The sequence below is a fragment of the Citrobacter sp. wls829 genome (genome assembly GCF_005280825.1).
In the GTDB taxonomy this organism is placed as follows: domain Bacteria; phylum Pseudomonadota; class Gammaproteobacteria; order Enterobacterales; family Enterobacteriaceae; genus Citrobacter; species Citrobacter gillenii.
In genome coordinates this window covers 111891-124996 of the sequence record NZ_SZWP01000055.1, presented here as the reverse complement: position 1 = coordinate 124996, position 13106 = coordinate 111891, and the positions used below count along the sequence as shown (strand labels likewise).

Here is a 13106-nt window from a genome sequence, read left to right as displayed (position 1 = left end):
GAGCAGATAGAATGCTGTGAAGGCATTCTTCTGTTATTGCTGCTGTTTTTTCACCTCAAACAATAAAGCTTTTTTAAATCAATTGGTTGTGAATTATCCCTCCTAATAAAGATACACGGCAGCATCACTGATTAGCCATGTGGATATACGTGATTTATGCTTCATTTTGAAGAAGTGATGACGCGTCATCTCGTATCAATGTATAGCTTTGGGTAATATGTGCTGAAATTTGCCCAGTCTGGAGAATTGCAATGCGTGGGAATTTTTACAAGCAGTTAACGAACGACCTGGAAACCGCACGTGCGGAAGGGCTGTTTAAAGAAGAACGCATTATTACGTCTGCGCAGCAGGCGGATATCACGGTGGCTGATGGAAGCCACGTGATTAACTTTTGTGCGAACAACTATCTGGGACTGGCTAACCACCCGGAACTGATTGCAGCGGCAAAAGCGGGTATGGATTCTCACGGGTTTGGCATGGCTTCGGTGCGCTTTATCTGCGGCACCCAGGACAGCCACAAGCAGCTGGAGCAAAAACTGGCGGCGTTCCTCGGTATGGAAGATGCCATTCTTTATTCTTCCTGCTTTGATGCCAACGGCGGCCTGTTCGAAACGCTGCTGGGCGCAGAAGATGCGATTATCTCCGATGCCCTGAACCACGCCTCTATCATCGACGGCGTTCGTCTGTGTAAAGCGAAGCGTTTCCGTTACGCCAATAATGATATGCAGGAACTGGAAGCGCGCCTGAAAGAAGCGCGTGAATCTGGGGCGCGTCACGTGCTGATTGCTACCGACGGCGTGTTCTCGATGGACGGCGTGATTGCCAACCTGAAAGGCGTCTGCGACCTGGCGGATAAGTACGACGCACTGGTGATGGTTGATGATTCCCACGCGGTGGGTTTTGTCGGCGAAAACGGCCGCGGTTCCCATGAATACTGCGAAGTGATGGGGCGTGTCGACATCATTACCGGTACGCTGGGTAAAGCACTGGGCGGCGCGTCCGGTGGTTATACCGCAGCGCGTAAAGAAGTCGTGGAGTGGCTACGTCAGCGTTCCCGTCCGTACCTGTTCTCCAACTCACTGGCTCCGGCGATTGTGGCGGCGTCCATTAAGGTGCTGGAAATGGTTGAGTCCGGCCATGACCTGCGCGATCGCCTGTGGGCAAACGCTCGTCAGTTCCGTGAGCAAATGTCCGCCGCTGGCTTTACGTTAGCCGGTGCCGATCACGCGATTATTCCGGTGATGTTGGGTGATGCAGTCGTTGCACAACAGTTCTCCCGTGAACTGCAAAAAGAAGGTATTTACGTTACCGGCTTCTTCTATCCGGTGGTTCCGAAAGGCCAGGCGCGTATCCGTACCCAGATGTCTGCGGCGCATACCCCTGAGCAGATTACGCGTGCTGTTGACGCGTTCACACGCATTGGTAAACAACTGGGCGTTATTGCCTGAGGATGTGAAATGAAAGCGTTATCCAAACTGAAAGCGGAAGAAGGCATTTGGATGACCGACGTTCCTGAACCGGAACTCGGCCATAACGATTTGCTGATTAAAATCCGTAAAACAGCCATCTGCGGGACTGACGTTCACATTTATAACTGGGATGAATGGTCGCAAAAAACCATCCCGGTTCCAATGGTTGTTGGGCATGAGTATGTCGGCGAAGTAGTCGGCATCGGCCAGGAAGTGAAAGGTTTTAAAATTGGCGATCGCGTGTCGGGTGAAGGCCACATTACTTGCGGACATTGCCGTAACTGCCGTGGTGGGCGTACTCACCTGTGCCGCAATACGACCGGTGTCGGTGTAAACCGTCCGGGTTGTTTTGCTGAGTACCTGGTGATCCCGGCGTTTAACGCGTTCAAGATCCCGGATAACATCTCCGATGATTTAGCCTCAATCTTCGATCCGTTCGGCAATGCGGTTCACACGGCACTGTCGTTCGATTTGGTCGGAGAAGATGTGCTGGTTTCTGGTGCGGGTCCTATCGGGATTATGGCGGCAGCCGTCGCGAAGCACGTTGGTGCACGCCACGTTGTCATTACGGATGTGAATGAGTATCGCCTTGAGCTGGCACGCAAAATGGGTATTACTCGCGCGGTAAACGTAGCGAAAGAGAACCTGACTGACGTCATGGCCGAGCTGGGTATGACCGAAGGGTTTGATGTGGGTCTGGAGATGTCCGGTGCGCCGCCAGCGTTCCGCGCCATGCTGGACACCATGAACCACGGCGGTCGCATCGCCATGCTGGGTATTCCGCCGTCAGACATGTCCGTCGACTGGACAAAGGTTATCTTTAAAGGGCTGTTTATTAAAGGTATCTACGGTCGCGAAATGTTTGAAACCTGGTACAAAATGGCTGCATTGATCCAGTCTGGTCTGGATTTGTCGCCAATCATCACCCATCGGTTCTCCATCGATGAGTTCCAGCAGGGCTTTGACGCGATGCGTTCAGGTCAGTCAGGGAAAGTGATCCTGAGCTGGGATTAACCGTTTCTGATTAATGGGTTCTGTGTGCTGTCCCCGGATATTTATGTTCATTAAATACCCGGGGATTTTTTTCTGGCGCGATCCCGCTTGTCCGGCGCATTTTAGGTCAAAGATAAGAATAACTTTCTCTGATCTTCTGCCGCGTAATATGCTAAAAATTGCCGTTAATTACATTGTTTGGCAGGATTTTATATGACCTATACTCCCGGCCTATTGAGCGTCATTATGCCGCTTTACAATACGGGTGAACCGTTCATTGCGTGTATGGATTCGCTGATCGCGCAAACCTGGAAAAATCTAGAGATCATCATCGTAAATGATGGTTCTACGGATAACTCGGCGGAGCTTGCTCAGGCATATGCGGATCGTTATCCACACGTCCATCTGCTGCACCAGCGCAACGCGGGCGTCTCGGCGGCGCGAAATACCGGTATGGCGGTAGCAAAGGGCGAGTATATCGCTTACGTCGATGGTGACGACATTGCCTATCCGGAAATGTATGAAACGCTGATGAATATGGCGCTGCAGGACAATCTGGACGTTGCCCAGTGCAACGCCGACTGGTGTATTGCGGAAACGGGTCATACCTGGGCATCTATTCCCACCGATCGTATTCGTTCTACCGGCGTCATGACCGGGCCGGACTGGCTGCGAAAAGCACTTGCCAGTCGTCGCTGGCGGCATGTGGTCTGGATGGGGGTTTACCGTCATCAAACCATCCGCGACGCTGGGCTAACCTTTCTTTCCGGTCTGCACCACCAGGATATTATTTGGACGACGGAGTTTATGTTTAACGCCAAACGCGCGCGTTACACGGAGGTTCCGCTGTATAAATATTTCCTGCACGGCGCGTCCGTCAGTCGCCTGCCGCGTACCGGAGAGAAGAATCTGGCCTATCAGCGCCACTACATCAAAATTACCCGCCTGCTGGATAAGATGAATCATGATTACGCCGGGCGTATTCCGATTTACCCTGAATTCAAACAGCAGGTGATTTACGAAGCGCTACGCGTATGCCATTGCATCCGCAAAGAGCCAGACGAAAAGATTCGCCAGCGCATGATTGCCGAGGTGTTTGTATCGGGTATGTTCAAGCGAATGGTGGGCAATATTTGCAGCGTTAAGCTGGGTTATCAGGTGCTGTTATGGGCCATCCGGTTTAGCAAGTGGCGCGATAAATCACTGACGCCACGCCGTCTGGCCCATGTCACGCTGGGTCTGAAAGACTGATTACGACCAGCCCTGCCACTGCAGGCGCATATATTGTACCAGCGTGCTTTGGGTGATGCTCTCACCGAGCACGCTAAAGAATCGGCTGGCGTAAACAGGTTCTAACGGTTGCTTCGGTTTGCACAGTTTCACCCCGCGGAAAGGATTTCGCGGCGCATCAGGCGTGCCGTTTTTCGGTGGCGTAAGATTTGGCGTAGAGGTATCTACCTGTGGTTCATTGAGCAGGCTGCTTGGGCGAACCAGCGTAATGTCGGCGGGCAGGTTATAAACCATTTGCTGCAATACGCGTACCGTCGAAGGATGAGGGTGCCCAATCGCGATAGCGGAACCGTTGCGGCGTGCCAGTTCGACCGCGCGGTTAAACTGGCGGCGAATGTCCGCTTCGTTTTGCGTGTCGTCGAGGAAGACTTTGCGTTTGATCACTTTCACGCCCGTTCCTCCTGCTGCACGCATGGACTGGCTGTTACCGATGGTCATACTGTCCAGGAAATAAAGATCGTACCGTTCCAGTGCCTGCATCACTTTCTGCATGCCAAACAGGCTGGAGGTCATCGCGCTGCCCATATGGTTGTTAAGCCCGACGGCATACGGCACTTTGCTTACCGCATCGCGAATAATCCGCTCAATCTCGTCGCTGCTCATCTCCGGGCGCAGGGTATCTTTCTCAAGCGGCTGTTTGCTGAGAGGCGCCATCGGCAGATGGATTAAGACTTCATGTCCGCTGTTATGCGCTTTGGTCGCCATCTCCCGTGCATGTGGTGCATTGGGCAGAACGGCAACGGAGATCGCAGAAGGCATCGCTAGCACCTGATTCTCGTTGTGCGGACGATAACCGAAATCGTCGATCACGATGGCAAGCTTACCGGCAAAAACAGAGGGAGCGAATGCCAGCAGGCTGGCGAGTGAGAATATTATGCGGCGAAACTGAGGCAAAACTTATCTTCCCAACCACGGCTGTGGATTGACCGCCTGACCCTGGCGACGAATTTCGAAATAGAGTGCGGGTCTGCCCTGACCGCCGCTGCTACCCACCAGGGCAATCGGCTGTCCGGCACGCACCTGCGTACCTACGCTGACCAGCGCGCTTTGGTTATAGCCGTACAGGCTCATATCGCCTTTACCGTGCTCAACCACGACCACCAGACCATAACCCTGAAGCCAGTCGGCCAGAATAACGCGACCATCGGCAATGGCTTTCACTTCGGTGCCTTCAGATGCGCCAATGACCATCCCTTTCCAACGTAGCTCACCTTGCAGCTGTTCGCCATAACGATGCAGCGTTGGGCCACGGACGGGCCAGAATGCCTGACCGCGCGGTGAACCTAACCCCCCGGTACGGGACATCAAGGATTTTTCGTTTTCGGTCGGCTTGTAGGTCGACCCTTTGCGCGAGGCATCCTTTTGCTTATCGCGCACCGCCTGTGCTTCGCGGGCTTCACGCTCAGCGCGCGCTTTGGCGGCGGCCTCGGCCCGTGCAAGGCTGCTGCGTAGGCGGGATTCGTTGGCGCGCAGTTCGCTGAGCTGCTGCTGGCCCTGCTGAATGGAGGACTCCAGCCCAGCGAGCGTTTTTTGGCGCTCGTTACGCGCCTGTTCCAGCTTGGCCTGTTGAGCGCGCTGCTCGTACAGCAGCGTTTGCTGCTCACTCTGTTTATCTTCCAGCTCGGCCTTCTGCGAATCGACCTCTTCGCGGGTTTGCTTCAACTGGGCGATGGTTTCCTGCCGCGCCTGGTTCAGATAGCCAAAATAGGCCTGCAGGCGCTGCCCGCGCTGACTCTCTTCGCCACTGAGGATTAACTGAATGCCGGTGTGCTCACCCTGACGAAACGCGGCGTCCAGTTGGGCGGCCAGGCTGCGTTCCTGTGCTGCTCGCTGCTTTTCCAGCTTCGCGAGGGCGGCGTTCATTTCGGCAATTTGCGCATTCAGTTGCGCCAGTGAATTTTGCGTTTCGCGCAGCTGTCGTGCCGCAACGGCGATGGCCTGTTCCTGGGCTTTAAGCTGGGCGAGGAGGGTGGAACGTTGCTGTTGTTGCTGGCGTACCGCGCGTTCTTTTGCCGCGATATCGGCCTGAATAGATTTGAGCTGGTCGCGTTCGTCCGCGTGGGCGGAAAAGGCGCACAACAATACGCCAGCGCTAATCACGCTGGCGTATAACAAGGGCCTGACTGAAAACCTACGCGGTTTTGCGGCCCATGTGATGGTATTAATCGCCTTTCCCCTCATGGGGAGGGATTATTCCACGATGAACAGCGGCTTACCAGTCATCTCTTGCGGGATTTCCATGCCCATCAGCGTCAGCATGGTCGGGGCGATATCGGAAAGTTTACCGCCATCGACAGCTTTGACGTTTTTACCACCGACATAAATCAGCGGAACCGGCAGGTTGGTATGTGCAGTATGTGCCTGACCGGTAGACGGATCGCGCATTTGCTCAGCGTTACCGTGGTCTGCGGTGATCAGCAATTGGCCGCCAACGGACTCAACCGCTTTGGCCACTTGCTCAACGCAGTGATCCAGCGCTTCAACCGCTTTAACCGCAGCATCCATTACCCCGGTATGACCGACCATGTCGCCGTTTGGGTAGTTACAGATGATGGTGTCGTATTTCCCGCTCTCAATCGCGGCAACCAGCTTCTCGGTCAGCTCTGCGGAGCTCATTTCTGGCTGCAGATCGTAGGTGGCTACTTTCGGCGAGTTGATCAGGATACGGTCTTCGCCTTTGAACGGCTCTTCTACGCCACCGTTGAAGAAGAAGGTCACGTGTGCATATTTTTCAGTTTCGGAAATACGCAGCTGGGTTTTGTCGTGCTTCGCCATCCACTCGCCGAGGGTATTCGCCAGAGACGTTGGTGGGTAAGCTACCGCTGTTTTGATGTCGGCCGCGTATTCGGTCAACTGCACAAAGTTGAGGTTAACCACTTTCTTACGCGCGAAGCCATCGAAGTCAGCGTTCACAAACGCGCGGGTGATTTCACGCGCACGGTCAGCACGGAAGTTCATGAAAATCAGCGTATCGCCGTCTTCCATTGCGGCATCGGCCTGGCCTTCTGCGCGGATCACGGTCGCTTTTACGAATTCGTCGTTTTCATCACGAGCATAAGCGGCCTGCAGACCTGCTACTGCGGTGTCAGCCTGGAATTCACCCTGGGCCAGCGTCATCAGGTCATACGCTTTTTCAACGCGATCCCAACGGTTGTCGCGGTCCATGGCGTAGTAACGACCAATAATGGACGCAACGCGACCTTTGCCCAGCGCGGCAAATTTTTCTTCGAATTTTTGCAGCGACTTTTCAGCGCTGCGCGGTGGTGTGTCACGGCCATCGAGGAAGGCGTGCAGATAGATTTTTTCTGCGCCGCGTTCTGCCGCCAGCTCAACCATCGCCAGGATGTGATCTTCGTGGCTGTGTACGCCGCCCGCAGACAGCAGACCCATGATGTGTACTGCTTTGCCGCTATTTTTCGCCTGGTCGACCGCATCGGTCAGTACCGGGTTAGTGAAGAAAGTCCGTTCTTTAATTTCAACATCCAGACGGGTCAGGTCCTGATACACGATACGGCCCGCGCCCAGGTTGACGTGACCCACTTCGGAGTTACCCATCTGGCGGTCAGGCAGGCCGACTTCCAGACCAGATGCGTCAATCAGGGTATGTGGACGTTTGGCCCACAGAGCATCCATAACCGGGGTTTTAGCATTAAAAATGGCGTTATCCTGGCTGTCTTCGCGATAGCCGTAGCCATCCAGAATCACCAGTACCATAGGTTTTTTAGAAACCGACATTGCGACAACCTCACACTTAATAGATAAAAATAATTGCGTAATTTTACTACAGCTGAATCGATAAAGTAGCCCCCGAAGATCAAATAATGGGGTATAGCACGTCAGGGAGGACTCGGATTTACGTTTTTTTTTCCGTAGCGCCCCGCAAAAATGCAATCCAATGCACGCTCTGGCTGTATTTGCGCCAACGCGCAGGTATACTCTTTCCCTGGTTTTTTTAATCACTGAGTCGGGAGTTGTTACCCCCCATGCAAGAAATTATGCAATTTGTTAGTCGCCACCCTGTCTTGAGTATCGCCTGGATTGCGTTACTGGCGGCTGTATTATTTACGACCATCAAAAGCCTGACCTCGAAAGTGAAGGTGATTACCCGCGGCGAAGCCACTCGTCTTCTCAATAAAGAAGATGCGGTTATTGTGGATTTACGTCAGCGTGATGACTTCCGCAAAGGCCATATCGCCGGTTCAACTAACCTGCTGCCGAGCGAAATTAAAGCCAACAACTTCGGCGAGCTTGAAAAACACAAAGCCAAACCGGTTATTGTGGTTGACGGTTCTGGCATGCAGTGCCAGGAATCTGCAACTGCGCTGATTAAAGCGGGTTTTGAGCAGGTGTCCGTGCTGAAAGACGGCGTAGCAGGCTGGAGTGGTGAAAACCTCCCGCTGGTACGTGGCAAGTAACACCGTAAGTTAATATCGGAGATAAGTCATGGCCAACATCGAGATCTACACCAAAGCAACCTGCCCATTTTGCCATCGCGCAAAAGCGCTATTGAACAGCAAGGGCGTGAGTTTCCAGGAACTTCCGATTGACGGCGACGCCGTGAAGCGCGAAGAGATGATCAAACGCAGTGGTCGTACGACGGTTCCGCAGATTTTTATTGATGCACAGCACATTGGTGGTTGTGACGACTTGTATGCGTTGGATGCGCGTGGTGGACTGGATCCCCTGCTGCGTTAAGGCGTACGGATAGTATTTAAAGGACAACACTAAAGGGTTTTCTAAACATGTCAGAACAAAATAACACTGAAATGGCTTTCCAGATCCAACGTATTTATACCAAGGATGTGTCTTTCGAAGCGCCAAATGCACCGCATGTTTTCCAGAAAGATTGGCAGCCAGAGGTTAAACTTGATCTTGATACTGCATCTACCCAACTGGCAGATGACGTGTATGAAGTTGTGCTGCGTGTCACCGTAACGGCTTCTCTGGGTGAAGAAACGGCGTTCCTGTGCGAAGTTCAGCAGGGCGGGATTTTCTCCATCAGCGGAATTGAAGGGACTCAGATGGCGCATTGCCTGGGTGCATACTGCCCGAACATCCTGTTCCCGTATGCCCGTGAATGCATCACCAGCCTGGTATCACGCGGTACGTTCCCGCAGCTGAACCTTGCACCGGTCAACTTTGATGCGCTGTTCATGAACTATTTACAGCAGCAGACTGGCGAAGGTACTGAAGAACATCAGGATGCCTGATGAATCAAAGTAATGCTTCAATGACTGTGATTGGTGCCGGCTCGTACGGCACCGCTCTTGCCATTACCCTGGCAAGAAACGGCCACCCGGTTATCCTGTGGGGCCACGATCCCAAACATATCGCAACGCTCGAGCACGATCGCTGCAACGTTGCGTTCCTTCCTGATGTGCCTTTTCCCGATACGCTGCGCCTGGAAAGTGATTTAGCCACTGCGCTGGCCGCCAGCCGTAATATTCTGGTGGTGGTGCCGAGCCACGTCTTTGGCGAAGTGCTGCGTCAGATCAAACCGTTGATGCGCTCTGATGCGCGCCTGGTTTGGGCGACAAAAGGTCTGGAAGCAGAAACGGGACGCCTGTTACAGGATGTCGCGCGTGAAGCGTTGGGGGATGCCATTCCGCTGGCGGTGATTTCCGGTCCTACGTTTGCCAAAGAACTGGCTGCAGGCATGCCTACGGCGATTTCGCTGGCGTCAACGGACGAGACGTTTGCTGACGATCTCCAGCAACTGCTGCACTGCGGCAAAAGTTTCCGCGTTTACAGCAACCCGGACTTCATTGGTGTACAGCTCGGCGGTGCAGTGAAAAACGTGATTGCTATTGGCGCAGGGATGTCTGACGGCATCGGCTTTGGTGCTAATGCCCGTACGGCATTGATCACCCGCGGGTTGACCGAAATGTCACGCCTTGGCGCGGCGCTGGGTGCCGATCCGGCGACCTTCATGGGCATGGCGGGTCTGGGCGATCTGGTGCTGACGTGTACCGACAACCAGTCGCGTAACCGCCGTTTTGGCATGATGCTCGGTCAGGGCATGGATGTTCAGGGCGCGCAGGACAAGATTGGCCAAGTGGTTGAAGGCTATCGCAATACGAAAGAAGTTCGTGAATTGGCGCACCGTTTTGGTGTCGAAATGCCAATAACCGAGGAAATTTATCAAGTATTGTATTGCGGAAAAAATGCGCGCGAGGCAGCATTGACGTTATTAGGTCGTGCACGCAAGGACGAGCGGAGCAGCCACTAGCCGTAAGGAACCGTTTTACTATAACGACCCGACCCGCGTAGAACGGGTTGGTCGTTTTGCTACCTTCTGTGGAGTACGCAATGCCGTGTGAAGAACTGGATATCGTCTGGAAAAATATTAAAGCAGAAGCCCGGGCACTGGCGGATTGTGAGCCAATGCTGGCCAGTTTTTACCACGCAACGCTGCTCAAGCATGAGAATCTCGGCAGCGCGCTAAGCTATATGCTGGCGAATAAGCTTGCGTCGCCAATCATGCCGGCGATTGCTATTCGTGAAGTGGTGGAAGAAGCCTACGCCGCCGATCCGGAAATGATTGCCTCGGCGGCCTGCGATATCCAGGCAGTGCGCACGCGTGACCCGGCTGTCGACAAATATTCCACCCCGCTTTTGTACCTGAAGGGCTTCCATGCGCTGCAGGCTTACCGCATCGGCCACTGGCTGTGGCATCAGGGGCGTCAGGCACTGGCGATCTTCTTGCAAAATCAGGTGTCCGTGACTTTCCAGGTCGACATTCATCCGGCGGCAAAAATTGGTCGTGGGATCATGCTCGATCATGCCACCGGAATTGTGGTGGGTGAAACCGCGGTGATCGAAAACGACGTCTCGATCCTGCAATCCGTCACCTTAGGCGGGACCGGTAAAGCGGGCGGCGATCGTCACCCAAAAATTCGTGAAGGCGTGATGATTGGCGCGGGCGCAAAAATTCTCGGCAACATCGAGGTTGGGCGCGGGGCGAAAATTGGCGCGGGTTCTGTCGTCTTACAGCCCGTACCGCCACATACCACCGCCGCAGGCGTTCCGGCACGGATTGTCGGTAAACCTGACAGCGATAAGCCGTCCATGGATATGGATCAGCATTTCAACGGGATACATCATACGTTCGAATGCGGCGATGGCATCTGATTTCGAGCTATCTTACTTGCCATATTGAACCTGGGCTGTGCTCGTCATCCTCACGTACTGCGTGTACGCTCCGGTGACTGTGCGCAGTCCGTGTGCAATCTGTCTGCGCCGATAACGCTCGAAACGAATAACATCAAATTAATGTAGGTCGGATAAGGCGCTAGCCGCATCCGACAAAATCAACTGCGTAATACGGCGCCCGGATACCCCAGCTGGCGCCAGGCCTCATACACCACCACCGACACCGCGTTAGACAGGTTCATGCTGCGGCTGTCCGGCATCATCGGAATACGAATTTTTTGTTCTGCAGGCAGCGCGTCGAGAATGCTGGCGGGCAGGCCGCGCGTTTCCGGGCCAAACATCAGATAATCACCATCCTGATAGCTTACCGCGCTATGGGCCGGCGTCCCTTTGGTGGTCAGCGCAAAAAGACGTTGCGGATTTTCTGCAGCCACAAAGGCGGCGTAATCAGGGTGGCGCAGTACGGCGGTAAATTCGTGATAATCCAGCCCCGCGCGACGCAGGCGCTTGTCGTCCCAGGTAAAGCCCATGGGCTCAATAATATGCAGACGAAAGCCGGTATTGGCGCATAGGCGGATGATATTGCCGGTATTTGGCGGGATTTCTGGTTCGAATAAAACGATGTTAAGCATACTGCCCCCTTAATAACGGGGGGCAGGATAGCAGAAAGGACGGGTACTATGCGACGGTCAGAGGCTGCGGTTTATAGCGTTGCAGCTTATAAAGCGTTGCGGCAGCAGCCAGCAGCGCGGGAACGCTGAGGAACATCAATATGCTGTCAGCCTGCCATTGCAGAGAAAGTAATTGGGCGCTGGTCATGGTCCCGGCGACGCCACCAAAGCGGCCCACGCCCTGCATCCAGGCAATACCTGTTGCGCGACAGTGGGTCGGGTAAAACGTTGCCGCCAGCGTCTGTAGTCCGGACTGTGCACCGTTCATGGTGATCCCCATCAGGAAGATCAGGGCGCCAAACAGAATGATGTGGTTATGTTCAAACCCGAGCGCCAGTGCAAACAGCATTGTCAGGATAAAACCGATGGAGACGACTTTGTGTGCTTCCCAGCGATCCATCAGCCAGCCGGCCAGCAGGATCCCCGCGGTACCGCCGAAGGTGAACAGTGATGTCAGCCAGGCAGATTCTGCCAGCGGGTAACCCATTCCCAGCATCAGCGTCGGCATCCAGCTCAGCAGCACATAATAGATAACCAGCCCCATAAAGTAGGTCATCCACAGCATCAACGTGCCCGGCAGCCACGGCATGCTGAACAACTGCGCCACGCTGCCTTTTTTGACGTCAGTCCGTTCTTCATCCAGATAAAAATGGGTGACCTGGTCTATATCACCTGGCATAAAGCGACGGGCAATTCGTTTGACCTGCGCAATCTCTTTCCCGCGATGGACCAGATACTTGACCGACTCCGGCAGAAATAACACCAGGAGGATGGTCAGCGCCAGCGGGGCAATTGCCCCGGCGAGCAGGACGCTGTGCCAGCCGTAGTTAGGAATCAGCCAGGAGGAGATAACCCCGCCACCTGCTGCACCGAGCGGGAAACCGCAGTACATGGTGTTAATCGCCATCGAGCGGCAGCGTTTTGGCGCAAATTCTGACACCAACGTGATGGCGTTCGGCATTGCTGCACCCAGCCCGAGTCCGGTGAGAAACCGCCAAAACGTTAACATATTCAGCGTCTGGGCATAGGCGGTGCCCAGACTGGCGAGACCAAAGAACAGGCAGGAAAAAACCAGTACGCGTTTACGTCCCATGCGATCGGATATTGGCCCGGCCAGCAGGGCGCCAAATGAGAGCCCCAGCAGCGCGGCGCTTAATACCGGCCCGAGATCTTGTTTCTTGATCCCCCAGTCGGCTGAGAGGGTAGGGGCAATGTAGCCCATCGCCGCCGTGTCGAAGCCATCAATGGCCAGCACCAGAAAGCCAAGGACGATGATGACCCAATGAAAGCGTGAAAAAGGACTGTCATCTATCGCCTGCTGGATATTCACTTTACCGGAATAAACCATGTCACCCTCGCCCGTTATGATGGTTGTTGTCGTGTGGATTATTATTGTGTGGGTTGTTGTTGTATTAGCTTGTATATACATTTGGCAGGTGAATAAAAAGTTGTCAAATATATTGAGTGTAAATGTTAACTGGTCGTTATTTTTGCATAAAAAATGGCCGGGCTGAGAACAGACCGACCATTC

General features: G+C 54.0%; 13 protein-coding genes. 8 read left to right on the top strand and 5 right to left on the bottom strand.

Annotation, left to right across the window (positions count from 1 at the left end):
- Positions 1-251 precede the first annotated feature (251 nt).
- The 3 genes from kbl (at position 252) to FDW88_RS10295 (ending at position 3713) form a co-directional block, all read left to right on the top strand.
- Positions 252-1448, top strand: coding sequence for a glycine C-acetyltransferase (gene kbl, locus FDW88_RS10305; RefSeq protein ID WP_117342546.1), 1197 nt, complete (start codon positions 252-254; stop codon positions 1446-1448).
- A gap of 9 nt (positions 1449-1457) precedes the next feature.
- A complete protein-coding gene (gene tdh / locus FDW88_RS10300; RefSeq protein ID WP_137362504.1) occupies positions 1458-2483 on the top strand; it encodes an L-threonine 3-dehydrogenase in 1026 nt (341 codons plus the stop codon).
- 192 nt (positions 2484-2675) lie between these two features.
- Positions 2676-3713, top strand: a complete 1038-nt coding sequence (locus FDW88_RS10295) for a glycosyltransferase (protein ID WP_137362503.1) — start codon at positions 2676-2678, stop codon at positions 3711-3713.
- Here FDW88_RS10295 and FDW88_RS10290 read toward each other — a convergent pair whose 3' ends face one another.
- The 3 genes from FDW88_RS10290 to gpmM are packed head-to-tail and all read right to left on the bottom strand — an operon-like array spanning position 3714 to position 7487.
- Positions 3714-4646, bottom strand: a complete 933-nt coding sequence (locus tag FDW88_RS10290; protein WP_137362502.1) for a divergent polysaccharide deacetylase family protein — start codon at positions 4644-4646, stop codon at positions 3714-3716.
- A gap of 3 nt (positions 4647-4649) precedes the next feature.
- A complete protein-coding gene (gene envC / locus FDW88_RS10285; RefSeq protein WP_232058724.1) occupies positions 4650-5909 on the bottom strand; it encodes a murein hydrolase activator EnvC in 1260 nt (419 codons plus the stop codon).
- Between the two features lie 33 nt (positions 5910-5942).
- Complete coding sequence (gene gpmM, locus FDW88_RS10280) at positions 5943-7487, bottom strand: 2,3-bisphosphoglycerate-independent phosphoglycerate mutase (RefSeq protein ID WP_096759095.1); 1545 nt, start codon at positions 7485-7487, stop codon at positions 5943-5945.
- 248 nt (positions 7488-7735) lie between these two features.
- Here gpmM and FDW88_RS10275 point away from each other — a divergent pair, with 248 nt between their 5' ends.
- The 5 genes from FDW88_RS10275 (at position 7736) to cysE (ending at position 10883) form a co-directional block, all read left to right on the top strand.
- Positions 7736-8167, top strand: a complete 432-nt coding sequence (locus tag FDW88_RS10275) for a rhodanese-like domain-containing protein (RefSeq protein ID WP_096759096.1) — start codon at positions 7736-7738, stop codon at positions 8165-8167.
- Between the two features lie 28 nt (positions 8168-8195).
- On the top strand, positions 8196-8447 hold the full coding sequence (grxC, locus tag FDW88_RS10270) for a glutaredoxin 3 (protein WP_003024152.1): 252 nt from the start codon (positions 8196-8198) through the stop codon (positions 8445-8447).
- 47 nt (positions 8448-8494) lie between these two features.
- On the top strand, positions 8495-8962 hold the full coding sequence (gene secB, locus FDW88_RS10265; RefSeq protein ID WP_096759097.1) for a protein-export chaperone SecB: 468 nt from the start codon (positions 8495-8497) through the stop codon (positions 8960-8962).
- The gene (gpsA, locus tag FDW88_RS10260) at positions 8962-9981 is read left to right on the top strand and encodes an NAD(P)H-dependent glycerol-3-phosphate dehydrogenase (RefSeq protein ID WP_117342542.1); all 1020 of its coding nucleotides are present in this window, start codon (positions 8962-8964) and stop codon (positions 9979-9981) included. Before secB ends, gpsA begins: the two co-directional genes overlap by 1 nt.
- Positions 9982-10061: 80 nt before the next feature.
- Positions 10062-10883, top strand: coding sequence for a serine O-acetyltransferase (gene cysE / locus FDW88_RS10255; RefSeq protein WP_096759099.1), 822 nt, complete (start codon positions 10062-10064; stop codon positions 10881-10883).
- Between the two features lie 179 nt (positions 10884-11062).
- Here the strand turns inward: cysE and trmL are convergent, their stop codons facing one another.
- Together trmL and FDW88_RS10245 are read right to left on the bottom strand one after the other, a co-directional pair.
- Positions 11063-11536 carry a tRNA (uridine(34)/cytosine(34)/5-carboxymethylaminomethyluridine(34)-2'-O)-methyltransferase TrmL gene (gene trmL / locus FDW88_RS10250; protein ID WP_003827329.1) on the bottom strand — a complete coding sequence of 158 codons (474 nt, stop codon included), beginning with the start codon at positions 11534-11536 and terminating at the stop codon, positions 11063-11065.
- A 46-nt stretch (positions 11537-11582) separates the two neighbouring features.
- Positions 11583-12923 carry an aromatic acid/H+ symport family MFS transporter gene (locus FDW88_RS10245; RefSeq protein ID WP_117342540.1) on the bottom strand — a complete coding sequence of 447 codons (1341 nt, stop codon included), beginning with the start codon at positions 12921-12923 and terminating at the stop codon, positions 11583-11585.
- Between the last annotated feature and the right edge of the window lie 183 nt (positions 12924-13106).

Bases quoted from the DNA above. Each gene is read 5' to 3' on its own strand.
- kbl (WP_117342546.1), top strand. From the start codon at position 252: ATGCGTGGGAATTTTTACAAGCAGTTAACGAACGACCTGGAAACCGCA.
- tdh (WP_137362504.1), top strand. From the start codon at position 1,458: ATGAAAGCGTTATCCAAACTGAAAGCGGAAGAAGGCATTTGGATGACC.
- FDW88_RS10295 (WP_137362503.1), top strand. From the start codon at position 2,676: ATGACCTATACTCCCGGCCTATTGAGCGTCATTATGCCGCTTTACAAT.
- gpmM (WP_096759095.1), bottom strand. From the start codon at position 7,487: ATGTCGGTTTCTAAAAAACCTATGGTACTGGTGATTCTGGATGGCTAC.
- FDW88_RS10275 (WP_096759096.1), top strand. From the start codon at position 7,736: ATGCAAGAAATTATGCAATTTGTTAGTCGCCACCCTGTCTTGAGTATC.
- grxC (WP_003024152.1), top strand. From the start codon at position 8,196: ATGGCCAACATCGAGATCTACACCAAAGCAACCTGCCCATTTTGCCAT.
- secB (WP_096759097.1), top strand. From the start codon at position 8,495: ATGTCAGAACAAAATAACACTGAAATGGCTTTCCAGATCCAACGTATT.
- gpsA (WP_117342542.1), top strand. From the start codon at position 8,962: ATGAATCAAAGTAATGCTTCAATGACTGTGATTGGTGCCGGCTCGTAC.
- cysE (WP_096759099.1), top strand. From the start codon at position 10,062: ATGCCGTGTGAAGAACTGGATATCGTCTGGAAAAATATTAAAGCAGAA.
- trmL (WP_003827329.1), bottom strand. From the start codon at position 11,536: ATGCTTAACATCGTTTTATTCGAACCAGAAATCCCGCCAAATACCGGC.
- FDW88_RS10245 (WP_117342540.1), bottom strand. From the start codon at position 12,923: ATGGTTTATTCCGGTAAAGTGAATATCCAGCAGGCGATAGATGACAGT.